Raw genomic sequence first — 25,868 nt, forward strand, 5'->3', positions numbered from 1 at the left:
GTTATGACACTGCTGTTTCAAAGTGATCGATTTGTGGAACACGAAACCGGGGCAGGACATCCAGAATGTCCTGCCCGTTATCGTGCCGTGCGCGATCATGTGCCTTTTCAGCAGTTATCCAGCCATTGCCAGACGCCACACATTAAGCCATTAACCTTATCCCAACTCCAACTGGTTCACGATGCGGATGTTGGTGAATATGTCCAAGCGGCATGCAAGCAGGGTGGTGGCAGAATTGAAGCGGATACTGTTGTCAGCCCCGCTTCTTTCGAAGTGGGCCTGCTGGCCGCAGGTGCCTGTTGCCAGGCTGTTGAAGCTGTATTAAAGGGAACCGATCAGAACGCCTTCTGCCTGGTCAGGCCGCCGGGCCACCATGCCACTCCTTCACTGAGTATGGGCTTTTGCCTGTTCAACAATATCGCCCTGGCTGCACGACACGCCTTGAAGTGTGGGGCGAACCGCGTGATGATCGTCGATTGGGATGTGCATCATGGCAACGGTACACAGGATGCCTTTTACGATGATGAGCAGGTAACCTTCGTAAGCCTGCATCGTTCACCTTTCTACCCTGGAACAGGGTTAGCCAACGAAACAGGCACCGGCAAAGGCTTGGGCACCACCTTCAATGTACCCCTGCGCTTTGGTATCAGCCAGGCTGATTATCACGCTGCTCTCGAATCTGTTCTGCACACGGCATTATCTCAAAACAAGCCTGATGTGATTCTGATCAGTGCAGGGTTCGATGCCCATGCCGAAGACCCTATTGGCTCACTGGGCCTGGATGTCGCCGACTTCAGCAGGATGACCGTCTTGCTTAAAGAAGCTGCGAAAACCCATTGCCAGGGAAGACTCGTCAGTTGTCTGGAAGGAGGTTACAACCTGGAACGACTTCCCGAATGTGTAACCGCCCATTTACAAGTGTTAATAGATGGCAACTCTACGCAAACCCCCTAATTTTCCATAACTACAGCAATTCACTCGATTGACTGAATTCGCCAAGTCTTTAGTCTTCTTCTTTCTACTTTATTTTACCATCTTCACTGGGCGATATCTGCCTTGTGAAACAAAGTTCCTGTCTCTGGTTGCGATCGGCACTGGTATTCACGCCTTTGACGTGGATGGCCTGTGCAGGTTGTCAGGGATTGGTAACGGACTCGTTCGTCTTGCTCGAGCCACCCGCCATTACGTTGGCTCAGGAGACGGACGAGGTCAGGGAGCAGGTGCCCACTCTCGGGCCAGGCACTACGGCGCCTGCTTCCACGCGTCTGGCGCAGCCGACCATGAAATCGGTTCTCAAAACCGACCCTGGGTCGGCTGCGCCGGGAGCTGAAGAAACTCGCTCGCTCGCATCTGCTAAAACCATGTTACTCAAAGCCACACAGGCTCTTGAAAAAAATCAGCTACCTGAAGCAACCATCATTCTCAGCCGTTACCTGCAGGCGTTCCCTGATGCCACTCTCATTCGCCTGCAACTGGGCGAACTCTACTTCAAGCTGCAGCAATACGAACGATCACGCTACCAGTTTCAAACAGCGCTTGGCGAACTTACCGACCCGCCACTGACTGTTTCCGTTCAACTGCATGGCCACAGCCGATTGATGGAACTGGCTGGTGAGAATAAAGATCGTTTCACTCAGGAACTGCAGCGAGGCATTGGCTTGTTTCTGCTCGCCCGGCATCGCCTGCTCGCCCCAGCCAACACCACTGGAGCAACTGCTCAGGAACTGTGTGGCAAAGCACAATCCGCCTTGCAGCAGGCAGTTGAACTCTCTCCTGAAGATGCTCGTCCGTATCTGTATCTCGCCCTGGTCTGGAGAATGATGCACTTGCAAGGCAACGCTGACTGTGCACTCGAATGTGCATTAATCCGTGCTACATCTACTTCACTGAATGAAGTTGAACGGGTCATGCTTGCAGAGTTGAATATGCATCGGCAGTCACATCACGTCAGTTCTGCCGCCAAATGAGCTTCCGCTGGCTCAAACGCCTGCGCACTCACTGGTGCTTCGTCCACCCTTTTCAAGCGAGATGCCAGATAAACCGTTAACAGAGACATAGCACCTGCCAGCCAGCCAACTATTGGAAATCCTTCCAGCGGCGCCATCGGCCCTGCATGCTGCGTTGCCTGCACCGTCATCGCTGGTTGTTCAGGCAATGCCTGTACCCCCAGTATTAAACCGGAAATGGTGGTAGCCAATCCCATCGCCAACTGCTGAACTGAAGACAGAATGCTCATGAAACCACCACGACGATCACTCGTCGTGCAGGCTGTCACCATTGCCATCACCGGCACCGAGCGGCCTGCGGTGAATACCATCATGATGGTTGTTGCAGTCAGCACCACGTACAAGGGTACCACAGGCAAATGCGTGACCACCAGTAGCGGGATGATGGTCAGCAATGCCAGTACCTGAAACACCCTGAGCTTGCCAAAGCGATCAGCCAGCTTGCCGATGACAGTCATGGATAACAGCGTTCCAATGCCTCCTATCAGATACATCCATTTGATATCCTTCTTGTCCACGCCAACATTAGCAACCATGTAGGATGGCAGAAACGGAATGATAGCAAATGTCGTCATCACCAGGCACGCCATCAGGACGTAGGCTCTCACATGTCCCCAGTCGCTGAGCATGCCCCAGGTGGTTTCCCAGGGCGACAGCCTGCCCCCTGTCGAAATATGGCCGCGAACCTTAGGCAGTAAATACCAGGCCAGCACCAGCAGCATCATGCTTAAACCGGCCAAGGCCATGAACGTATAGCGCCAACTGTAATGCTCCGCCACAATCAACCCAAGTGGTATACCGACAATCGATGCCACCGCAAACGACGACATGATGATTCCGGTTGCCATGCCTCGATGCGAATACGGTATGCCATCACCAATAATCGCCATGATAACACCGCCAAGAATACCACCAGAAAGACCAGCCACCGCACGGCTCATCAGCAGAAAGCTGTACGTCTGCGCCTCGGCACAGAGGAAATTGGCAACAGTGAATATCAGATAGATGGCCAGCAAAGCCGTCTTACGATCAATGCGATCCAGAAACCAGCTTGATAGAAGCCCCGACAGACAAGCCGCATAGGCGTAGGCACTGACCAGGAAACCAAACTCACGGGCCGTCAGGTTCCATTCATCATGAAACTGCGGCGCCAGTGGCATCATGATCACAAAATCGAGTATGTTCGTGAACTGCACGAGCGCCAAAAGTAGAAGTATCAACCATTGAGAAGATGACAGACCACCCGACGAAACTGGTTCTGAAGCCGACTGGCTCATGAGATTATCCGTAAACAGATCGAGCAATCACAACATTGTGCGAAGGAGTATTCTATAAGACTAGCACAATGGCAGTGGGTTCGGCTGAATCGTTTGTGAAATGAAAATGTTCCCCATATGCTCGCGTGCTAGGCTCAGGTCTCCTGACCCTGCCGCTACCAGTACCCTCAAAACAACCACTGCAATCTCAAGAACGGACCATGGAAAGTCAGTCGGCCCGGATCCGAACCGGTGAGCGAACTCATCTGACCAGTTGACCATCCTTCATACCGGTATCCGCCTGATAGTTGCAGAATACCTTCAAAGCCCGGTATGTACATGCTCATTCCAGCCTCAGCATCATAATTCCACAAGGTATCCCAACTGTTGCTGGAACGGGAAGTCACCCCGCTGATGGCGGAGTTCTGATAATACTTCGAATCAAAATTCCCCCATAGCCAGGCGATGTTGCCTTGGGCATAGAGCGTCATCTGCCATGCCGATTCATCGAACATCCAGTAGGGTCTGATGCCGAGCCTGGCGCCGCCCACATAGAAATCGAGTTCACGCTGCGTATTCACCGGCCCGGCAATCGTCAGAGCATGGTTCGTATCAGTAAAGTAAGCCCATGCAAAGCGGCTGCCCATATCTACATCCAAACCAAAAGGCACACCTTCGCCTCCCAGTCGTTCGCGGTACACAATATCGATAGTGTTGAGCCTGATTCGCCGAGACATGCTCGACTCCAGGTCAGGCACACCCACGTTGAAACTTTCACCGACATCCGCACCAAGAAAGCGATAGTTGGCGAAGAAAAGCTGCTCGGCCAATCGCTGCCAGCCTACCGTCAACTGAGGTACCAGAGTTGATTCAAAATCTGTTGGATTGACGGTGCCATTCATTTTTACCGATGCCCACTGCATATCGGCAGCTAAAAAGAATCGCGAATCAATATTCGAAGGAGGCGCGACCAGCGATAGGCCCGGTGCCTGGGCAGAAATAGCCAGGGTTGTGGCAATCAAGAGAATCAAGGCAATGCACGGACGTATCATAAGCCACCTGATCGCGAGTTCTAAGCAAGCTTGTAAATGTAACTATGCTGTGATCTGACACGGCTAGCGTGAGTACACACAAACCGTGATACCCAACCAGCAAGTTCTATTCAGAACCCCCTCACCCCCAACCTCTCTCCCTCGAGGGCAGAGGGGAGAATGAGGTAAACTTGCAAACGGGCTATAACAGCCACTGTCAACCTTGGCAAGACGAGTCATTTCTCGTTAGAATAACGTAGAATTCTTAAGTTTGGCCTCTTTTATCATAACCTTCTCACCTTCCGTTACTTACTTTTAACTAAGATAACCTGTAACCGTTTGCGCGATACTTTTGTGGAGACCATTCCTCATGTTCCGTCGTCGATTGATGACCTTGTCCCTGCTGGTAGCCAGCGTGGCGGGTTTGGTGTGGGCCAGCGACAAAGCACCCGTCACCAGTAATGCCAAGCTCTTTAACTCGCTCGATTCCGAAACCCGCATCATGTCCGACATTTATTACCTCACCAGTGATGAATGCGAAGGACGAGGCAGTACGACGGCAGGTATCCACCTGGCCGCTGATTATATTGTCAGCCGACTGAAACAGGCCGGTCTGCAGCCCGCCGGTGTCGATGGCACGTACTTCCAGCCATACGATTTCAAACTGGCAGGGCCCCGGCTCGGCAACAATAATCAGTTGCAGTTCACCGTTGGAGACAAGACTGTTACTTGCGCAGCTTCCGACATGCAGGTACTTGGTGCAGGCAACGCCGGATCGCTCGAAAAAGCCAATGTCGTCTTTGCTGGTTTCGGTCTGACCAGCGATGAACCCGCCTATGATGATTACGCCAATCTCACCGTGCAGGGCAAGGTGGCTATCATTCTCCGCAAAGGTCCTCGCCAGGATGAAAAAGCTGAGCATAAATTCGGCGAAGACCTGATGAGTCTGAATGCAAAGATTCGCAAGGCCACCGAAAAGAAAGCTGCAGCTATTATCCTGGTGAATGATTCCACCAGCACGAAGGAAAAAGATGACCTGCTGACCTTCAATTTTGCAGGCACCCGTGCCAACAGCGGTACACCTCCGGTATTCATGGTCAAACGCACCGTCGTGGACAACCTCCTCAAAGAAGCTGGCATGGATTCACTGAACGCACTCGAAGACAAGATGGCGAAGGATCTGAAGACCACCAGTTGCGAAATCAAGGATGTCACCGTTAACTTGAAAGCTGACATCAACCGCGATGGCATCAAGATCAACAACATCATTGCCACCGTGCCTGGCGCAGGCGACCTGGCTGATGAAGTTGTTGTCGTTGGTTCCCATTACGATCACGTTGGGCGTGGCGAAACCGGCTCACTGGCCCGCAGCAAGGAAATTCATCATGGTGCAGATGACAATGCATCAGGCAGTTGCTGCAATCTGGAAATTGCCCGCCGCTGGCAGGAACTCCAGTCTGGCCCCAATGCCCAGAAGAACCGCCGTCGCGTCGTCTTCCAGTGGTATTCCGCTGAAGAATGGGGATTGATCGGCTCCGCCTACTATGTGCAGAATCCATTGTTCCCATTAGAGAAGACTGCCTCCATGCTCAACCTCGACATGGTCGGTCGGCTCGGCTTTGATGAAAATAAGGTAGGCAAAAACCTGGATGCTGATGGCATCAAGCGGGCACAGGAAAAACGATACCCTCTCGAAATCAACGGCGCCACCTCTGCGAAAGAGTTTGAAGCATTGATCGATAAAGCCAATGCTGATCTGCAGGTTGAAGTGATCAAGCCACGCTCCAGCCAGTTCTTTGGCGCCAGCGATCATTACTCCTTCTACAAGAAGAACATTCCCGTGCTCTTCTTCTTCACGGGCATGCACCCCCAGTACCATCGCCCCACCGATGTCTGGCAAACGGTCAACATCAAGGGCATCCGCCAATGTGCTGAACTGGGCCAGAACATACTGGAAGGCCTGGCAACCATGCCTCGCCCTGTTTTCCAGAAACCAACCACCACCACTCCGAGCAGGCAACGCAATGCCAATCCGCCTGCCAAGAAAGCAGAACCTGCGAAGAAGGTGGAACCTGCCAAAAAGCCGGATAATGATCCCCACGCAGGTGCTGCAGGCAACCCCGATCTGCCTCGTGTGAAGGTTCCCCGCATGGGCATTATCTTCGACTACAACGACCCAGGCCCAGGCGTGATGGTCGATAATGTCACTGATGGCAAACCCGCTCAGAAAGCCGGCATCAAGGCAGGTGACCGCATTCTGAAAATCAACGACAAGGAAATCACCGCCATGAATGAAGGAGAGAACAGCTACATGAAAGTGATGGCTGCCTTCAAACCCGGCCAGGAACTGACTCTTCTGGTGGAACGCAAGAGTTCACCAGAAAAGTTGAAGTTCAAAGTGGTGGGCGAGTAGTTTCCGATAGTACATGGTAGTAACCGCACAACAGCCCCTAGGCAAACAAGCCCAGGGGCTGTTATGATGTACTGAGTCAAATACAGTTGAGAGATTGTCATGCCAACGGCGGTTAAGAAACATCGGAGATTAGCCAAACAAGCTCCCGCTCACAGCAATGGCGTAACTGCACTGTCGCGCACCATGGCCGATCTCGTCAAGGAATTGGGAAGCATCAAACCCCATCGGATTCTGCTGACACCAACTCCAGGCACTGCCACCGAAGCTGATCTGATTCGTTTGATGGAAAGCGAGCCCAAACGACTCTGCGAATTGGTGAACGGAACTCTGGTGGAGAAAACCATGGGGATGAATGAGTCGCGGCTGGCATTCGATCTGGGGTATTTTCTCAAGCATTACCTAATGCAGCACGACATTGGCTTCCTGACCGCCCCCGATGGACCGTTTCGCATCTCTCCGCGAACCATCCGCATGCCCGATATTGCCTATCTCTCATGGAAACACTTTCCCCATCGTGCCCGTGATCTGGATAAACACCCCGTGAGTGATGTCGTTCCAGAACTCGCTATCGAGATTATCAGCAAGTCCAATACCAGGAAAGAGATTGAGAACAAGCTTAAAGAGTACCTTTCCGCCGGCGTGCAACTCGTCTGGATCATCGACCCCCGCAAACGCACTGTCGCTGTTTACCGCGCTGATGGCACCTCGGAAGTATTGGATCACAAAGGCAAACTCACTGGTGAAGTTGTGCTACCTGGGTTTAAACTGGAGATCAGCAGGTTTCTGTAATAGTTGGGTGCCATGGTTTCGTCGTACTCGACGTAACCATGCTGGTCTGGCACAGCCCCTTGACTTGGCGAATTTGAGTAAACATCCATGCGTATAAAACTCGATTATGGCCGAACGGGACTCTGGGTCGATCTGCCCGATCATTGTCAGGGGCCACTCAAGATCAAGCCAGCTCCGCCGCTGGAGAACCCGGCACAGGCTATCGAAGCCGCCATCGCTAATCCCATTGGCACCAGGCCGCTCGCGGAGTTAGCCAAAGGCAAGAAATCCGCCTGCATCGTCATCTGCGATATCACCCGACCTGTACCCAACAAGCTGATTCTGCCACCGCTACTCAAAACGATTGAAGAGAGCGGCATTCCCCGTGAAAAGATCTGCATCCTCATCGCCACCGGCTTGCATCGCCCCAATGAAGGCGCGGAACTCGAAGAGATGGTCGGCAGCGACATCATGCAGAACTACCGCATCGAAAATCACTTTGGCAAACGCCTAGAGGAACACATCTACCTTGGCGAATCACCTCGCGGCGTGCCGATGTGGATCGACCAGCGTTACATGAAAGCAGAACTCAAAATCACCACCGGCCTGATTGAACCGCACCTGATGGCGGGTTACTCAGGCGGACGCAAAGTCATTTGCCCAGGCATTGTCGCTCTTGAAACCGTCAAAATCTGGCACGGGCCAACATTCCTCGAAAACCCCAATGCTGACTGTGGCATACTCGATGGCAACCCCGTGCATGAAGAAAACACCTACATCGCCAAACAAGCCGGGTGCGATTTCATCGTTAACGTCTGCCTGGATGGCGACCGTCAAGTTACTTGGGTCGGCGCGGGCGACATGGTCGTCGCCTGGATGGAAGGCGTGCTCTTCTGCGAACAGGTGGTCAAAGCCAAACTGCCTGAACCGGTTGATGTCGTTGTCACCAGTTGTGCGGGCTACCCGCTCGATACCACCTGGTACCAGGCAGTCAAAGGCCTGACCGGCGCTTTGCCCATCGTCAAAAAGGGTGGCACTATCATCCTCGCTGCATCGCTCAGCGAAGGGATAGGCAGCCCGGAGTTTCAGCACCTCATTCACGACAATTCCGACCTGGATGTCTTCATCCAGCGCATCATGGGTAAGGACTACTTCGTGATGGATCAATGGCAGCTCGAAGAACTGGCCAAGGTGCTGCGGCAATGCAAAGTGAAAGTAGTCAGCGACGGCCTGTCGGCTGAAACCTTGCGTCAATGCCACGTAGAACCCGCAACTACCGTCGAATCAGCAGTGGCGGAATGTTTGCAACAGTACGGTGCCAACGCCAGCCTGGCTGTCATCCCCAAGGGGCCGTATGTAATGCCGGTGGTAGCAGTGTAAATTCATAAAATGATGTAACAAAGACAATACTCTTAACAACTGCATTGTTGATGTTAAAGAACTTCTGTCCATCTGCTATTTGTACACTTGTATAATACAAATAAATTCGTTTAAACTTGAATTTGTTCGCAGCATGTTTGAAATTATTAACAGAGGTAAATATGGCCGACGATTTCTTCAACGAACAAACAGATCAATCTCAAGTCAAAGCCACAATTGTCGCTAAATACTTCTGGGCTTGGGCTACTATTATCAGCAAAACAAAGGGAAAAATCGGAATTGATAGGCGAATCGCATACATCGATTTATTTGCTGGACCAGGGCGTTACAAGAGCGGCGCGAAATCCACTCCCCTGTTGATTTTGGAACAAGCGATCAATGATCCACAATTCCATGATTGCCTCGTCACGTACTTCAATGACAAAGATAGCGCGTCATCAAGTACTTTAAAGAAGGCGATTTCGGAACTTCCTGGAATTGAACGCCTAAAGTACAAACCTCAAGTTCAATCACAGGAGGTTGGAGAGCAAATCGTCAAGAAATTTGAAGAACTCAATTTCGTCCCAACCTTATTCTTTGTTGATCCTTGGGGCTACAAAGGTCTCTCATTGCGATTGATAAATTCTGTATTGAAAGACTGGGCTTGTGAATGCATCTTTTTCTTCAACTACACAAGAGTCAATATGGGAATAAGTAATCCTGTGGTTAAAGAACACATGGAGGCACTGTTTGGAAAAGGACGAGCCGAGTCTGTATCGAAACGATTGGAATGTTTGTCAGCAGAGAAGCGAGAATTGGCGATCGTTGAGGAGATTTGCTCAGCATTAAAGGAGATGGGTGGAAGATATGTGTTGCCATTTACCTTTAAAACAGCGAATGGATCGCGGACCAGCCACCATCTGATCTTTGTAAGCAAGCATCCTCTTGGGTATGGGATCATGAAGGAAATAATGGCAAGGGAGAGTTCAACGTCTGATCAAGGTGTCGCAAAATTTGAATATAATCCTGCTGATGTTGATCAACCGTTACTATTCGCGCTCACTCAACCTTTGGATGACTTGCGAAATCTTCTCCTCCAAAAATATACAGGGAAGCAGATGTCAGTGCAACAGATATTTGATGATCACAATGTAGATACACCTTACATTCTAAAAAACTACAAAGAGGTTTTGAGAACACTTTTTGAAGAAGGTGCTGTTGACGCATCCAGACCGTTGGGTAAAAGCATTCGGAAGAATACTTTTCCAGAAGATGTTGTGGTATCCTTTCCAGAGGCAAACCAATGAGTATCTCCTCCACCATCGAATGGACCGACGCGACCTGGAACCCAGTGCGTGGTTGCACGAAGATCAGTCCCGGCTGCAAGCACTGCTATGCGGAAACCTTTGCAGAACGTTTTCGTGGTGTGCCTGGGCATCCCTATGAACAGGGTTTTGACCTGAAGCTGATTCCTGAAAAGTTGAGTGAGCCGCTGAAGTGGTCATCGCCTAAGAAAATTTTCGTCAACTCGATGAGCGATCTGTTCCATCCTGAAATACCTGACGACTACATTGTCCAGGTAGTGCGTGTCATGGAAGTGGCAGATTGGCATACTTATCAGGTGCTCACCAAACGGGCGGATCGGCTCGCGAATCTGCTCAACACCAGGTTCAGAGATATCGCTCTACTCAAGCACATCTGGTGGGGTGTCAGCGTGGAGGATCGCAAGTATGGGTTGCCTCGCATCGATCATCTCCGTTCCACACCTGCTGCCATGAAGTTCCTCTCGGTGGAACCGCTTCTGGAACACCTGGGGCCGATCAACCTCAATGGTATCAACTGGGTCATCGTCGGCGGCGAAAGTGGCCACGGCGCCAGACCACTCGATCCATCATGGGTTGTCGACATTCGCAACCAGTGCAACGAGGCCAACGTCGCCTTCTTCTTCAAACAATGGGGTGGCGTGCGGAAGAAAGCAGCAGGCCGCATGCTCGAAGGCAGAACCTATGATGACTACCCCCGCATTATGACCAATCCGATTCAACCCAGGAAATGGCGGCTCGAGATGATTGAGGAGTTGGCAGCGTAGCTTACCATGCCCTTCCAGGCATGGATAAAATCAAAGGCTCCATTGGTTACTTGCAACTGGCAGCCCGCAGCGCCAGCAAGGGGCGATGTGCAATGGCTCTCAGTTATTGCAGGTTTCCCCTCGCTCGCGCTTCGGGCTGCCAATCTCCAACCACACCACGCAATCGCTATTGCATCTTTTCGCACCCTCTGCTATCTAACGAATTAGTTCTAACGAATTAGATGACAGGAGATGGCCGATGGCACGGCTGCCAAGTAAGGACCTCACCGAGCGTGAGCTGCAGATCATGCATGTTTTCTGGAAGCGAGGAGAATGCACCGCTCAGGAAGTGCAGGTTGAACTCAACAAAAAGAAGCTGAACCTCGCTTACACCACGGTGGCAACGCTGGTTCGCATCCTGGTCGACAAGGGACACCTGAGCATCGCTCATCAGGAAAAGCCATTTCGTTACCAGGCTAAGCAGCCTTACGAGAAGGTCTCAGGTCGAATGCTCGATAACCTGGTAGAGCAGGTATTTCACGGCTCCCGCAAACAACTGGTTTTGAGACTGATGGAAGACAGTCCGTTGCCTCGCAAAGAGCAGGCTGCACTAGAGAAACTGCTGGAGGAACTCTCATGATGCACTCTCTACTCGAATGGATGTCACCCGTTCGTCAATCAGCTCTCGAATTGATCGCTCAAGTCACGCTCTGGGCCACGGCTGGGCTGCTAGTGTACCTGGCCTGCAAGCGCATGGTTGCCAGTTGCAGATATCTTCTCCTTTGTTTTTGCCTGGGGATACTGGCGTTGTCGGTGCTGATACTGTTTCCCCTGCAGCTCTGGAACCTGCCTGCATCCTGGCGGACAGCAACCTCTACTGTCACCGGCAATTGGACGGTAACAACAGAATCTGAGACAACACTGGAACCATCCACCTCTCTTTCACCTGTCTCAGCTGAGCCAGTCTCGATACCAACGGGATTGAGTTTCGGCGATGTGACCTCGGTGGTAATTGCCCTGCTTGCTTTGCTGGTAACTGCTTCGTTACTGCGATGGTTACTCGGAATTATCGCACTCGAACATTGGCGGCGAAGCAGTGTTACCATTGATGATGCGTTGCTTCTTCAGCAGGCATCGCAACTTTGTGAGCACATGGGCATTCGTCAGTCTGTTGCATTGCGTGTTTCTCCATTCCTGGGGTCGCCAGCTACGATTGGCTGGTGGCGACCGACGATTCTGCTGCCCGCCACCTGGACTGAATGGCAAAAAGATGAATGCAAGGCGGTACTGGCCCACGAGTTGGCTCACGTCCGCAATCGGGATTTTCCTCTCTGGCTTGCTGTTCAATTTGCTGCAGCACTTCACACTTATCACCCTCTGGTTCGCTACCTGGTGAGACAACTGCTGGGCGAACTCGAACTGGCTGCTGATCGGCTGGCTGCCCCTTTTGCAGGTGGGACAACCCACTACATGCGTACCCTGTGCCAACTCGCACTTCGGCATGGACGCCGAAGAGCAGGCACCTTGACCCTGGCACTCTTTCCAGTGCAAATCCCTTTGTCATGGAGGATGATGATGTTACGTTCACCAAAAACATTCAGGCTGACGCACGGCATCTGGAGCCGACTTTGCCTGGCAGGTCTCTTGGCAACGCTAGCGGTAGCCATCTCAGGTTTCCGCACAGGGACTGTGGCAGATGAGAAGGAGACTGATAGCATAGTTTACTTTAGACCCCAGCCGCATCCGAATTCACGCGTCGTCAACATGAAAGTGATGATAGTGGAGATGAAGGAAGCTGATTTGCACAAGCTTGCCTTCCATCAACAGAAAAATTTGCCCGCCACGATATTCATCTCAAAAAGCATGGAGGAGATCAAAAAGCAACTGGCTGGAATCTCTTTCAAAGAAACAGTACCTTCTTGCACCAGGTCCGCTTGGAGTGAAGTTCCAACAGGTATCTGCCTCTCCAGAAAGGAAACGGAAGACAAAGTGTTCTTAGTCACCCCCTGCGTTACTGATGAAGGCCAATCAATTGAATTGAAATCCAGTTTCGCGACCGTTAAGAAAAATCCCCATCCAGAAATGCCGGTCGTTGATCTAGAAATATCCAGCAGGATGCAGATTGGACAATGCGCCTGCTTCGTAACATCTTGCGATGATGCTGATAAGAAAGATCTGGTTCGAGTAACCTTTGTCTCGGTTCCATCAGTGCACCCGGTTACTAAGGATACGGTGAAAGCTGAGAACAAACAGAACTATGAGATTAATGTCTGGATAGCCGAAGTGAAACAGGATCAATTTCAGAAACATCTCAAGGAGCGGGCAGGAAGTCAATCAGACAAGCTGTCGGAACAGGATCGAAAGCTCGTTCTTACTGGCGACGATTTCGAACAGTTCATGACTCTCGTGATGTCTGATGTCAGAAACTGCGTTCTCGCAACTCCCAAATTAGTCACTATTGCCGGCAGGCCAGCGAGGATTGAAATTGGTCAAAAGCCAGGTAAGTGTTTTTCCATTGGTTGCCTGCTGAAACAATTTACCAAGGATCAGATCGAACTGACTTTGAGTCAGGAAATAACCGTACCAGGCAAGAACACTGACAGGGAGCTTTTGATCTCGCAAGGCTTTACGGTAGCCCTGGCTGAGGACAAGTACTTCTGTTTCAGCAACGATGCGACAGCAACCACCAGACTGAAAGAAGGGATGACGATGGTTACGATGGTGAAAGTCAGGAAAGCCTCGCCATCGCCAGCAGACAAGTAATTGAACACCAAAAACAAGCCGAGCACTCTCATGCTCGGCCTGCCTGCTTATATAGCAAACGGATTACTTTTTCACCTCAAACTCCGCATCGACTACGTCGTCCTTGCCTTTGTCGCCTGCGGGGGAGGCGCCGCCTGGGCCAGGTTCAGCGCCGGGCTGGCCCTGTGAGCCCTTGTAAAGCTGTTGCGACATCGCGTAGCTGGCCTGCTGCAGGGCATCCAGTGCCTGTTTCATGGCTGCCACGTCTTCGCCCTTGGCTTCGGTGCGAACTTTCTCTATCGCACTGGTGATGGGTGCCTTATCGTTTTCCGCCAGCTTGTCGCCCATATCCTTGAGCAGTTTCTCGGTTTGATAAGCCATCTGTTCGCACTGGTTGCGAGTCTCAGCCAGTTCGCGTTTCTTCTTGTCGTCAGCGGCATGCAACTCCGCATCTTTACGCATCTTGTCGATCTCGGCAGCATTGAGACCTGAAGATGCTTCGATGCGAATCTTCTGCTCCTTGCCGGTACCCAGATCCTTGGCACTCACATTCAGGATACCGTTGTGATCGATATCGAATGCCACCTCGATCTGCGGCGTGCCTCGTGGAGCAGGGGGGATGCCATCCAGATTGAAGATGCCGAGCATCTTGTTGTCTGCAGCCATCTCCCGCTCGCCTTGAAACACCTTGACGGTAACCGAAGGCTGGCTGTCTTCTGCGGTCGAGAAGACATTCTTCTTCTGGCAAGGAATAGTCGTGTTGCGTTCGATCATCTTGGTCATCACGCCACCCAGGGTTTCAATACCCAGGGAAAGCGGAGTGACGTCGAGTAGCAATACTTCCGACTTGGCGCCAAGCAGAAGCTGTGCACCCTGGATCGCAGCGCCGATGGCAACCACTTCATCAGGATTCACGCCTCGGTGAGGTTCCTTGCCAAAGATTTCCTTCACCACCTGCTGCACGCGCGGAACACGGGTCATACCACCCACGAGTACGACTTCGTCGATCTCGCTGGCTTTGAGGCCCGAGTCCTTCAGTGCCTTCAGCACCGGTGCCTTGCAGCGTTCGATCAGATGTTCAGTCATCTTCTCGAACTGAGCCCGGCTCAGCGACAGTTGCAGGTGTTTCGGCCCGCTCGCATCTGCAGTGATGAAGGGCAGATTGATTTCGGTATTGGCCTGCTGCGACAGATCCTTCTTGGCGCGTTCGGCAGCTTCCTTCAGTCGCTGCATGGCCATCGGGTCTTTACGCAGATCAATACCCTGCTGTTTCTTGAATTCATCAGCACACCAGTTGATGAGGACATCATCCCAGTCATCACCACCCAGGTGGGTATCGCCATTAACCGATTTCACTTCGAAAATGCCATCGCCTACATCGAGGATGGAGATATCGAACGTACCACCACCCAGATCGAAGACAGCAATCTTTTCGTTCTTCTTGCTATCCAAGCCATAAGCCAGGGAGGCAGCAGTAGGTTCATTGATGATACGCATCTTCTGCTTGATCATCTTGCCATCTTTACCTTCAATCTCCCATTCGGGATCAAAGCCTGCAATGACAGCAGCATCAATGGTCGCCTGGCGCTGAGCATCATTGAAGTAGGCAGGCACGGTGATAACCGCCTTGCGTACCTTGTGGCCCAAGTAGGCTTCAGCAGCTTCCTTGAGTTTGCGGAGGACGAGCGCGGAAATTTCAGGAGGCGTCTGTGTCTTGTCGCCTACCTGAACCTTGACGAGATCATTGGCGCCGCCAACAATCTGGTAGGGAACCAGCTTCTCTTCCGATTCCACTTCGTTATGTCGGCGACCCATGAATCGCTTGATCGAATAAATGGTTCGCTTAGGGTTGGTAACCGCCTGCCGCTTGGCAGGGTCGCCCACGAGAATGTCGCCTTTGTCAGTAAACGCCACCACGCTGGGGGTGATGCGATTACCTTCCTGATTGGCAATAACCTTGGGCTCGTTACCTTCCATCACTGCCACGACGGAGTTGGTGGTACCAAGGTCAATACCTATGATTTTCTCTTCAGCCATTGAGTTTGTTTCCTTATGTCAGAGTGTTGTTTTGGCGGATTGGAGTTAAAACGTACTGTATTGAGCAATAGCTATTCCATTCAAATAAACAAACTCGATGAATTGACGTAACTATATGATATATAAACACATAAATGTTACGAAATATTCCATGCAATGCACTGTCGATTGTCAATTTGGCACACCACTTCCTAAAAGGCATTTTTCATTCTATGCCAAAATGACATCTGATAGAAGAATCACTCGAAATTAACCATCATTTTTTACATTTAGTTCAGGTATTTGTTGACACCTGAACTGTACACCTTAGAAAATGACAAATGTTCAGTTCCAGGCAGCACATTGAGTTACCACATGTCGAAAAAACCTGAAGTGAATCCCGCTAAGGTAGCCCAGCAGCTTAAATCATTGCGATCCCAGATCGACAAGCTTGATCTGCAGATACTCAAGCTGATCAATGAGCGGGCTGAATGTGCTGTTGAAATTGGCCAGCTAAAGACAGATACACAATCCGAAGTCTTCTCGCCAGCACGCGAAGAGGAAGTGATTGCCAACCTGTTGAGCAACAACAAAGGCCCGTTACAGCCTGTCACCATCCGGGCCATTTATCGCGAACTGATGAGCGGTGCCCGTTCACTTCAGAAACTCCTCAAAGTCGCCTTCCTTGGACCAGAATACAGCTACAGTCACATTGCCTCCATTGAACGCTTCGGGCACGGCGTGGAATTTGTCGGCGTAGGCAGCATTCCTGCCGTCTTTGATGAAGTAAACCGAGGCCACGCTGATTACGGTGTGGTGCCACTGGAAAATTCAACTGATGGCCGCATTGCTGACACTCTCGACCAGTTCCTGAGCCTGCCTCAGATTCGCATCTGTGCTGAAGTTCGCCTTCGTATTCATCACAACCTGCTGGCCAATTGCCATCAACAGGAAATCCGTCGGGTCTACAGTAAGGAACAGGCGCTCTCGCAAACCCGCAACTGGCTGAGCAAGAATGTACCCCAGGCCCAACTGATTCCTGTGAACAGCACTTCTGCTGCTGCCGAGTTAGCACTTCGCGAACCGGGTGCCGCCGCCGTCGCCAGCCGACAAGCTTCCGTCCGGTACGGCATCAAGATGCTGTTTGAACATATCGAAGACAACCCCCAGAATGAAACCCGCTTTGCTGTCATTGGCAAGAACATGGCGGATCGTTCGGGCAAAGACAAGACAGCTCTGGTGTTCCAGACTTCCAATCATCCAGGCAGCCTGCTCGATGCCTTGCTGGTATTCAAGAACAACAAAATCAATCTGAGCATGATCGAAAGCTTCCCCGCCCGCACCGGCAAGGGGGAATACGTGTTCTTCGTTGACTTTGAGGGGCATGTTGACGACGTTAAGGTCAAGAAGACTCTTGATGCTCTCGAGAAACACAGTAAGCAGATTGTCATTCTGGGTTCGTTCACCCAGACGGATGCACTTGAATAGACATCATTTACTCCTGCCCTTACCAAGGGGAGGCTGGGTGGAGTTTTAAATTTACCCCCTCCAACTCCCCCTTGTAAAGTGGGAGAGTATACAATTGCCCCATCTGCAAGATTTCATGTTACCTACTCTTGCTATTGGACAACAGCCCGTTCATGATCTAATCTAAAGCAAGTAGCGATAAGTAGATAGGATGCCTTCCTACGATTGACTTGTTTGCTTCGCCCAGGGTACCAGTATGTCACTGGTCAGAGAACCAAATGCCGAGCCTATTCCAGGGTATCGACTCATCGAGCCGCTGGGGAGTGGCGGCTTTGGCGAAGTGTGGAAATGCGACGTCCCAGGCGGCATCTACAAAGCCATCAAATTTGTCTTCGGCAACCTGCAAGGCTCAGAGAACGAAGCTGTCCGTGCCGAGCAGGAACTCGCTGCTCTCGAACGTGTCAAGAACATCAGGCATCCGTTTCTGGTCAATGTAGAACGCGTTGAACAGATTGAAGGCGAACTCGTCATCGTCATGGAGTTGGCCGACAAGGACCTTCGCGATCTGCTCAACGAATATCGCGCCAATGGCCAGGTGGGCATCCCCCGTTCGGAACTACTCTCCTACCTGCGTGATGCTGCCGAAGCACTCGACCTGATCCACAACCAATACAACCTTCAGCATCTCGATATCAAGCCGAGCAATCTCTTCCTGGTCAGCAATCGAGTGAAAGTCGCAGACTTCGGACTGGTTAAAGCCCTCGAAGGGCGAGGCAACACCACTAACAGCGGTTTGCTCGGCGGCATCACACCGGCCTATGCATCACCTGAAACATTCCAGGGCGACCTCAGCAAGCACAGCGATCAGTATTCTCTGGCCATTGTGTTTCAGGAACTGCTGACAGGCAGTCTGCCTTTCACCGGCAAAAGCGCTCGCCAGCTTATGCAGCAGCACTGCATGCAGGAGCCTGATCTGAAGCCTTTGCCACCCAGCGACCGGGCCGTGGTGGCCCGGGCACTTTCGAAAGATCCGCAACAGCGGTTTCCCAGTTGCCTTGATTTCATCGGAGCACTCGTTAGAGCTACTCCCGGCGCCCGCACCTGGGCTACGATGGAAGATCTGTTCATCGAGGCAAACGATGAAGAACAGCCTTCAGGCAAATCGCAACTTGCGAAAGCCATCCGGGCTACCCCCGGCGCAAGGCCCTCGCGACCCGGCCCGCTCCGCCCCACCTATTTAATTGGCTTGGGCGATTACGGCCGAGAAGCTCTGCAGGCTGTTCGCTACCGGATTATTGACAGGTTTGGTGGGCTCGATCGTGTGCCCTGCTGGAAATACATCTACATCGATTCTGACCCGAAGTCGGTCAACGATGCTTTGACCGGTCCGCCTGAACAATCCTTCCAGCCTCAAGAAATTTATCACGCGCCACTCAGCGGCGTGGCAGGCTATCGTAAACATCGGCAATCACTCGAACTCATCTCCGAATGGCTGCCTCCCGAACGCCTTTACAGCATCCCCCGTTCACTCGCCGTTTCCGGGGTTCGTACGCTCGGTCGACTGGCTCTCACTGAGAATCATCTACGCATCGCATCGAAACTGAAACGTGATATCCAGGCTCTTCTTGACGTGGATGGCCTGGAACAGACCGCCACTATGACCGGTCTGGAACCAGGCATTGAAACGCCCCAGATTCTGATCTTCGCTGCCACAGGCGGAGGTACCGGTAGTGGCATGCTCGTCGACATCGCTTACACCTGTCGTCGCCTGCTTCAGGAACAGGGTATTGGTGAGCAGGATATTTTTGCTTACCTGTTTTGCGGTGCACCGAGCGATCTTTCCACCCCACCCAGCGAAAAAGCCAACACCTACGCAGCACTGGCCGAAATCCATCACTATAGCCACCCCGATACTTTATTTACCGCCAAGTATCGCCCCGGCATGCAGCTCATGGAAGATTCTGGTGCGCCGTTCCAGAGTGTCTATCTCACTCGAGTGGGCCGTCGCAGCCCCGGCACGGTTCGCGAAGTCGCGTCCCGCATGGCCAGTTATGTCTTCAACGATCTGGCTACACCCCTGGGACGCATGCTCACTCCGTCCCGAGTTCAACAGTATGCCAAAATTGGCACCGTCTTCCGCAGTTTCGGTACCTACAACGTCTGGTATCCTCGCGGTTTGATGTTGCGTATCGCCTCCCGCCAGGCGGTGCAACGGCTCATCCGTCTCTGGCTTCGCGACGATGCTACGCAGCGACATGCCGAAGTGGAACGGGAATGCACAGCACTTCTAAACGAAAATAACTGGCAGCCTGAAGCCATGGCCCTGCGTGTGGAACAGGTTGCCATGGAAGAAGCGGGTGGAGAGGGCACGCCAGCCCAGCTCATCGAAAGTTTTTTGGCACAACTGGCCCAGCAGGCTGAAAGCGGTTTTGCCCGCAACGAACCTAACACCTGGTGCCGCGATGCCCTTCAGCGTATGCGCGAATGGGCAGGTGGTGCGGGAACCTCCGGTCCCGGCAGCGATTGGCAACGCAGCAAACTCGACCGACTCTATCTCGATAGCGCTGAAAAGGTAGCAGGTGAATATGCTGCCATCCTCAATCGCCCGGCACGTAGGCTCTTTAACACCCCGGGCGACCGCATGGCAATCGCCCATGCTGCTTACGAAAAACTCGGCTTGCAACTCAATGCAATTGTTGAGAAGTATCAATTGGAAGTAGAGCAACAGCGACATGTCTCGGCACAGAGCCACCAGAAAGTCAGCCAGGCTCTGGAAGATACCCTCGCCGGCGTGAGGAGCTTCAGCTTCTTCCCTGCCAAGCGCATGCAAAGGCTGTTGCAGCAGTTCCTCGATGCCGTCGTTCACTTCACGCGCGACAGGCTCAAGGAATATACCCTGCGGGCCATCGAACTGATCTATCGCACCTTGGCGGCACGTATCAGCGAACTGCAGCGCGATCTGAAATTCTGCGGCCAGCGACTCAAGACTCTTGAACAGTCGCTCATCACCGCTGCCTCGGAACAAGATCTTACCAGCGCCAGCATGGATACTTTCGGTGGAAAATCGAACGACATCTCCTCCTCGCAGATGTCGAGCAGCCAGATTCTCCGCGATGCCGCCATGGTGCTTGCTTCCCGCATCGTGCTTCCCGAAGGGCAGACCGATCTGGAACAGGCAGCTACCCGCTTCCTTGCCTCAGTGCCTGCAACAGCCTGGGGCGAACTCGACATGTACCTGCAGGAAAATGTCATGAAGCCTATGGGAGGACTCTTCTCCCTGTGCATGAACAACAGCGATCTTTCCCGTGCGCTCAATGGCCCGCTGCTTCAGGGTACTGCCACCTATCTGAATCAGCATCTGGAAGTCACCGATGTCTGCCAGGCGGAACTCTCTACCGCACAAGCCCTCGGTGTCGACCTCGCCGCACAGACCAAGGTATTCCATCACCTGGCTACGCCCAGCATTGCCTCGAAGACGCCTCCCACAGAACAGAGCGATTTCCTTCTCGTACCCTCCACCGATGCCGGCAAGCACTTCACCGAACTTGCTGTCAAAGCACTCGATACGCTCAAAGTCATGCCGATCAGCGTCGTCACCGACATCTTCATCTGCCGCGAGCAAGGCAACCTGACCGTCAGCGACATGCAGCAGGTCTTCCAGCATTGCACCGACGACTACGAACAGAACAAATCATCCCTCGTCTCCTCCCCCCACAGCCGCATGGACACCCAAGACTGGCTACCGCTTGAGTAGGCTTCAGGATAGAGGGTTGAGGGGTCAGGATTCTCCCCTTTCTCAAACAGTAGAAGAATGCAAACAGCACGGCCCATTGACCGTGCTGGAATCGTATATCTGCATTCCTAGGTGACTTGGCCTACTTCGCAGCCCCTGCGCTTTCCACGACAACGCCCTTCTTGCGTTCGCGGATGCGGGTGGCCTTGCCTACTCGGTCGCGCAGGTAATAGAGTTTGGCTCGGCGGACGATGCCGGAGCGTTTCACGACTACCTTGGCAATCTTGGGGGAATGCATCGGAAAGGTTCTCTCGACGCCCTGGCCATCCACCAGTCGGCGGACGGTGAACATTTCGCGGTTGCCGGTGCCTTTCATGGCAATCACGGTGCCGGAGTAAATCTGGATGCGACGTTTTTCGTTGCCTTCCTTATCGTACCCTTCGAGAATCCACTGGTGGACATCGATGGTATCGCCCACATTGAACTTGGCAATCTGCTTGCGATCTTCTTCTTTTTTCAGTGCTGTAGCTTCCACTTTGGAAAGTAATGCACCACGCTTGAGAGCCATGTCAGTCTTCCTTTATTCTCTGTCGTTCTGATGTCGCTCAGCTGTTCGCTGAGCAGATTGTTCTTGTCGCCACGCTGCTATGGCTTCATGATTTCCCGAGAGCAGCACCTCAGGCACCCTATGTCCTCGAAAGTCGCGAGGCCTGGTGTAGTGCGGGTATTCCACCACACCAGCCTGGCTGTGACTTTCCTCCGTCACGCTTTCCTCGTCTCCCAGTACGCCGGGAACATATCGCAGCACCGTGTCAATCACCACCATGGCAGCCACCTCACCGCCATTGCAGATGAAATCACCGATGCTGATTTCGCGAGGCTTCAGGATCTCCTTGATCCGTTCATCGAAGCCTTCGTATCGCCCGCAGAGTAGTAGCAGCCTGGGTTTAGCTGCCAGCTCCTGCACCAGCGATTGCGTCAGCCTTTCGCCCTGCGGCGTCATCATGAGGAGTGTCCCCTCATGTTCCGCCAGCGGCCTGATGCCTTCCACTGCCTGAACCACCGGTTCGGGCATCAGCACCATGCCAGGGCCACCGCCAAAGGGGCGATCATCCACCTGCCTGTACTTTCCCGACGCCCAGTCGCGAAAGTCCCACAAATGAATGTCTACCAGGCCCTTCTCAATGGCACGCTTCAGGATGCTCTGCGTCAGATACCCTGAGAACATGCCGGGGAAGAGAGTCAACACGTCGAAACGCATGATAGTCTCTTCCTGGAATAACCGCCGTTATACCTTGGCTTTATTGGGATCGAGAGGTACATGGCCGGAGATCGTTTCGGTCTTGGCCTGTTCCTCGAATTTCTTCATGAATTTATCGATAATCACCTTGCATCGGTGGGTAGGTTGAGCGCCCACGCTCAGCCAGTACTTGATGCGTTCGGGATTCAGCACGACAGTCTTGTCGTTATCCTTCACATGGGGATCGTAAGTCCCTAATTCTTCGATAAACCGCCCATCATTTGGCTGGCGTTTATCCATGGCACACATGCGGAAGAAGTGCCGGTGTTTTCGGCCCTGTACCCGCAAACGAATCACAACCACGACGTAACTCCTTCACACGCTAGGTGTTATGTGCAATACGCATGGCGCGTACCGCAAGCGTTGGGAACCTACTATCTTGCGAACTTGGTGAGGGTTTGGCCAGTGCCACATGAAGGATTTCTTCACTGGTACTGGCAATCGTGAATTCATTTTCACCATTCATTTACATGCTTGAACACCGTCTGCATCATGATACTATCCTCGACATCCTGAGGTATCTCCATGTCGAACTATGCTCACTCCTGTCATTCCTGCCAGGCTACTTTGAAATACAACGATGCCCTGATCGGTCAGACGCTCTCTTGTCCACGCTGTAAAACCGCTGTCACTCTTCCAGCACCAGGCGACTTACCCGATGATGAGGAAATCATCACTCCGGTTGATGTCATCGAAGAGGAGACGATGACGCTGACTCCTGATGAAAAGACAGTTGATCCTGCCAAGCCGCTCAAGAAAAAGAAGAAGAAAAAGAAACCAGCCAGGAAAGCCGGCTGGGAAATGCCAGCCATCGCATTAGAACCCATCGTCTGGCAGGGGCTCTTTGCCATCCTGGGCATTGGCATGGTGATCTGGGCCATCTATGCCTTCACACGCTGGCCCGATGCACAGCCCTACGAAGCAGATCTCTGGCGACCTCATGAGGTTGCACCCTACCTGAAAGTACTGTTACCTGGAACGGTCAAGAATGAAACTCAACAGGTTCCCGGCCTCTCCATAAGAATGTCTAGCACACAACCAAATAAAGATGCCATCTTTGGTGTTGCCTATTCCGATGGCCGCATGGCACCCGGCAGATTGCAAGTCGGTTCGGAAACCATTCTCAACGATACCTGTTCAGGCTATGCTGCGTTCCTGGAAAACATGGGAGCTGTGGAGGAAAACAGGAAACCCATCAAGCACAAGGAATTGCCAGGCAAACAACTCACCATGAAGGTCTCCGAGAAGAAAGGCTACTTCCTCGTACGCACTTACCTGGTTGGAACGCGATTGTATTTCGCTATCGCTGGCGGCAGAGGCCTGCATGAGAAACACCCCGATGTCGTCAAGTTTTACGATTCGTTTGAAATCACCGAAGTGCCAAATAAACCAGCCGAGCTACAGCAACAACCACCAGTGAATAAAGAGGAGAAACCGGCATCTCCACCTGAACGCAAGAAGGAACCACCGGCGTCCAATGAGAAATCGGACAAGGCCGTTCCAGCGGAAAAAACTCCTCCTGCGAAAGTACCCGTGCAGGAATTGATCCCTGATCAGGAAGTCGCGCCGCGCCTGCCTATTGAACCAAGACCGCAGTTTGATGTTGATCCAGCCATCAAGCCCGGCATGTCCACCCTCTTCCTTTCCGACATGCAGGAGTTCGGCGTCAGCATGGCTCCACCACAGTGGTCTTTCGGAAAAAAGGGACAATTGAAATCACCCTCTAACAACAGCATTCTCGTCAACTCCAAAAAGTACGAACAGGCTCTCAGTACTCATCCCGGCATCGACAGTCGTTTCTGCGTTTACTACTTGCTGGGTGAAAAAGCAACCAGGCTTAATGGTGCCGTTGGCATCGACGACACAGGCAGTTCATCGGATGGCCGATTCGCTATCGTGGGTGATGGCAAACTTCTTTGGCATTCCAGAAAAATAACACAAAAAGGAAAAGTCGAACCGTTCAACGTCGATGTCACAGGCGTCAAAGTACTGTCACTGCAATGCTGGTCGGCCGGCAGCAACTACGGCTGTCACTGCGTCTGGCTCGACCCGGTTCTGACGCTGCAACCAGGAAAGAAATAGGCTACCCACCCGCCCGCTTGACCTGATACCCAAGCTTTTGCAGTTCAACAATAATCCGCTCTCGCTGATCGCCTTGAATCTCAATGCGCCCATCTTTTACCGTGCCGCCAGTGCCACACTTCTGTTTCAGCTTGGCTGCAAGTTCCAACAAGGCAGTTTCATCCAATGGCGTATCGAAAACCGTGGTCACCCTTTTGCCCTTGCGACCTGCTGTTTCCCTGCCTACTTTCAAAATCATGGGAGATGCTTTGCGAGGCAGTTCCTTAGCTTGCTTTACTGTTGGCTCTTCCAGGATAGGCGGCCCCAGACGCTTTGCTCCGCTCAACAGTCGGGCAAACAAACCCTTCACTTCAGCATCAATCAGCGGAATGACCACTGGCGTATCTTCCACATTCCAGTATTCCACCCGATCATCCCAACCCGGAAATCGCTCCATCAGCAACGGCCGATGCTCCTCTTCATCCAAAGCAACCACCCATTGAGCTTTCTCGAAATCATCCAGAGTCACTGCAACAGGCATCCGTTCTATTGACTCATCCCGGTTGATTCCTTTCGCTTGTATTGCCTGCTTCGCGATATCTGCTATCGGCCCGATGTTATGGATGCCTCGTTCCAGGGCTAATCCGCGGGAAACCGCATTCCAGCCCAGCCCCATTTTGCCAGCCAGCGCATTGAAAAAGACCTCAGCCAGCCGACTGCGATAATAGTTGCCGGTGCAGAGGAAGAGGACCGTACGCTGAGCATGTTTGGGCATGCCTGCCACCACCAGGGCTACTGACATCTGAGCAGCAACTCGTTGCTCAAGTTATTCCGTGTAAGATATTCATAGGGTAACAGATGGAATGGTACCAGTCATGAAACGCCGATGGATTGTTGCATTCTGCCTGCTGGCGATCATTGTTTGTGGTGGAGTAGCCTGGTGGCGGTTGACGTTGCCACCAGCCTCCGCCAAAGATTCTGCTGTGGCTCTGAACGCCACTCTGCCTACCACTGGCTCCGTCGAGGACAAGGCACGCCAGCAGGTCATTGGCACATGGCAGGATGAATATCAGGGCAAACGCACCATGACTCTGAATGCCGATGGCACCGGCACCATGCTCGTGGAACTCAAAGGGGCCGCTGCTCTGCTCTATGCCACCAAGCTCCGTTTTGACATGACATGGTCACTGAAGGATAAGAAACTGATCAAGAAAACCATCGGCGGCGAACCTGCCAGCAAAGTTAATCTGATCATCAATACGCTGGGTGACACCGCAGAAGACACGATTGTAGAAGTGACCGAAGATCGTCTGCTGCTATTGGATAAGGATGGCAAAACACAGTACGACTGGCGACGTGCCAAGATCGAAGAGAAAGCCAAGCCGTGAAAAACATTCCCCGGACAGGCAAGCAGCACCGACCCAAGACAGCTTTCAAAGGCAAACGCTATCTTTGTGCCCGCTGCCGCAAACGCAGCCCACGACCGGTAAAGACACCGGCACCGTGGTATTGTCCTGCTTGTCTTCAGTCACTCAATAAGCCTGCTAATTAGTTGTGGCGGAGTCGTAATGGTATTCCGTTTCGACCCTGATGCGGTGATATGATGTTGTCACAGCTGAACAGGGTCGAGTGGAGTACCACACGACCC

21 protein-coding genes are annotated in these 25,868 nt (G+C 52.4%); 14 read left to right on the forward strand and 7 right to left on the reverse strand.

The features are described from left to right. Positions 1-3: 3 nt before the first annotated feature. On the forward strand, positions 4-954 hold the full coding sequence (locus JNJ77_03840; GenBank protein ID MBL8821696.1) for a histone deacetylase: 951 nt from the start codon (positions 4-6) through the stop codon (positions 952-954). A 104-nt stretch (positions 955-1,058) separates the two neighbouring features. Beyond that, positions 1,059-1,967, forward strand: coding sequence for a hypothetical protein (locus JNJ77_03845; GenBank protein MBL8821697.1), 909 nt, complete (start codon positions 1,059-1,061; stop codon positions 1,965-1,967). On the opposite strand, the gene JNJ77_03850 is transcribed toward JNJ77_03845, so the two are convergent. Beyond that, positions 1,943-3,283: an MFS transporter gene (locus tag JNJ77_03850; protein ID MBL8821698.1), complete on the reverse strand. Its 1,341-nt coding sequence runs from the start codon at positions 3,281-3,283 to the stop codon at positions 1,943-1,945. The two genes, JNJ77_03845 and JNJ77_03850, sit on opposite strands and share 25 nt — an antisense overlap. Before the next feature lie 167 nt (positions 3,284-3,450). Beyond that, on the reverse strand, positions 3,451-4,314 hold the full coding sequence (locus tag JNJ77_03855; protein MBL8821699.1) for a hypothetical protein: 864 nt from the start codon (positions 4,312-4,314) through the stop codon (positions 3,451-3,453). 349 nt (positions 4,315-4,663) lie between these two features. Between JNJ77_03855 and JNJ77_03860 the strand changes: the two genes are divergently transcribed. The 7 genes from JNJ77_03860 (at position 4,664) to JNJ77_03890 (ending at position 13,664) form a co-directional block, all read left to right on the forward strand. Next, entirely contained in the window at positions 4,664-6,706 is a 2,043-nt protein-coding gene (locus JNJ77_03860) for a M28 family peptidase (protein ID MBL8821700.1), read from the forward strand. Positions 6,707-6,805: 99 nt separating this feature from the next. After that, positions 6,806-7,495, forward strand: a complete 690-nt coding sequence (locus tag JNJ77_03865; GenBank protein ID MBL8821701.1) for a Uma2 family endonuclease — start codon at positions 6,806-6,808, stop codon at positions 7,493-7,495. A gap of 87 nt (positions 7,496-7,582) precedes the next feature. Then, on the forward strand, positions 7,583-8,854 hold the full coding sequence (larA, locus tag JNJ77_03870) for a nickel-dependent lactate racemase (protein ID MBL8821702.1): 1,272 nt from the start codon (positions 7,583-7,585) through the stop codon (positions 8,852-8,854). A 161-nt stretch (positions 8,855-9,015) separates the two neighbouring features. Continuing rightward, complete coding sequence (locus JNJ77_03875; protein ID MBL8821703.1) at positions 9,016-10,140, forward strand: three-Cys-motif partner protein TcmP; 1,125 nt, start codon at positions 9,016-9,018, stop codon at positions 10,138-10,140. Further along, the gene (locus JNJ77_03880) at positions 10,137-10,922 is read left to right on the forward strand and encodes a phage Gp37/Gp68 family protein (protein MBL8821704.1); all 786 of its coding nucleotides are present in this window, start codon (positions 10,137-10,139) and stop codon (positions 10,920-10,922) included. Before JNJ77_03875 ends, JNJ77_03880 begins: the two co-directional genes overlap by 4 nt. A gap of 238 nt (positions 10,923-11,160) precedes the next feature. Next, positions 11,161-11,541 carry a BlaI/MecI/CopY family transcriptional regulator gene (locus JNJ77_03885; GenBank protein MBL8821705.1) on the forward strand — a complete coding sequence of 127 codons (381 nt, stop codon included), beginning with the start codon at positions 11,161-11,163 and terminating at the stop codon, positions 11,539-11,541. Next, a complete protein-coding gene (locus JNJ77_03890) occupies positions 11,538-13,664 on the forward strand; it encodes a M56 family metallopeptidase (GenBank protein MBL8821706.1) in 2,127 nt (708 codons plus the stop codon). Before JNJ77_03885 ends, JNJ77_03890 begins: the two co-directional genes overlap by 4 nt. A gap of 63 nt (positions 13,665-13,727) precedes the next feature. Here JNJ77_03890 and dnaK read toward each other — a convergent pair whose 3' ends face one another. Next, complete coding sequence (gene dnaK / locus JNJ77_03895) at positions 13,728-15,680, reverse strand: molecular chaperone DnaK (protein ID MBL8821707.1); 1,953 nt, start codon at positions 15,678-15,680, stop codon at positions 13,728-13,730. Between the two features lie 354 nt (positions 15,681-16,034). Between dnaK and pheA the strand changes: the two genes are divergently transcribed. Beyond that, positions 16,035-17,147 (forward strand): prephenate dehydratase, encoded by a 1,113-nt coding sequence (gene pheA, locus JNJ77_03900; protein MBL8821708.1) that lies wholly within the window; start codon positions 16,035-16,037, stop codon positions 17,145-17,147. Between the two features lie 235 nt (positions 17,148-17,382). Further along, positions 17,383-20,880: a protein kinase gene (locus tag JNJ77_03905; GenBank protein ID MBL8821709.1), complete on the forward strand. Its 3,498-nt coding sequence runs from the start codon at positions 17,383-17,385 to the stop codon at positions 20,878-20,880. Between the two features lie 121 nt (positions 20,881-21,001). Here the strand turns inward: JNJ77_03905 and rplS are convergent, their stop codons facing one another. The 3 genes from rplS to rpsP are packed head-to-tail and all read right to left on the reverse strand — an operon-like array spanning position 21,002 to position 22,447. Beyond that, positions 21,002-21,427 (reverse strand): 50S ribosomal protein L19, encoded by a 426-nt coding sequence (gene rplS, locus JNJ77_03910; protein ID MBL8821710.1) that lies wholly within the window; start codon positions 21,425-21,427, stop codon positions 21,002-21,004. Positions 21,428-21,439: 12 nt separating this feature from the next. Next, entirely contained in the window at positions 21,440-22,120 is a 681-nt protein-coding gene (gene trmD / locus JNJ77_03915) for a tRNA (guanosine(37)-N1)-methyltransferase TrmD (protein MBL8821711.1), read from the reverse strand. 27 nt (positions 22,121-22,147) lie between these two features. Next, positions 22,148-22,447 (reverse strand): 30S ribosomal protein S16, encoded by a 300-nt coding sequence (rpsP, locus tag JNJ77_03920; GenBank protein ID MBL8821712.1) that lies wholly within the window; start codon positions 22,445-22,447, stop codon positions 22,148-22,150. A 237-nt stretch (positions 22,448-22,684) separates the two neighbouring features. Between rpsP and JNJ77_03925 the strand changes: the two genes are divergently transcribed. Beyond that, complete coding sequence (locus JNJ77_03925; GenBank protein MBL8821713.1) at positions 22,685-24,241, forward strand: NPCBM/NEW2 domain-containing protein; 1,557 nt, start codon at positions 22,685-22,687, stop codon at positions 24,239-24,241. 1 nt (position 24,242) lies between these two features. Here the strand turns inward: JNJ77_03925 and JNJ77_03930 are convergent, their stop codons facing one another. Continuing rightward, entirely contained in the window at positions 24,243-25,022 is a 780-nt protein-coding gene (locus tag JNJ77_03930; protein ID MBL8821714.1) for a hypothetical protein, read from the reverse strand. A 73-nt stretch (positions 25,023-25,095) separates the two neighbouring features. On the opposite strand from JNJ77_03930, the gene JNJ77_03935 reads away from it, so the two are divergent. Both JNJ77_03935 and JNJ77_03940 read left to right on the forward strand, forming a co-directional pair. Then, the gene (locus tag JNJ77_03935) at positions 25,096-25,608 is read left to right on the forward strand and encodes a hypothetical protein (GenBank protein ID MBL8821715.1); all 513 of its coding nucleotides are present in this window, start codon (positions 25,096-25,098) and stop codon (positions 25,606-25,608) included. Then, positions 25,605-25,772, forward strand: coding sequence for a hypothetical protein (locus tag JNJ77_03940; GenBank protein ID MBL8821716.1), 168 nt, complete (start codon positions 25,605-25,607; stop codon positions 25,770-25,772). Before JNJ77_03935 ends, JNJ77_03940 begins: the two co-directional genes overlap by 4 nt. The last annotated feature ends 96 nt before the right edge of the window (positions 25,773-25,868 follow it).

Source organism: Planctomycetia bacterium, assembly GCA_016795155.1.
GTDB lineage: Bacteria > Planctomycetota > Planctomycetia > Gemmatales > HRBIN36 > JAEUIE01.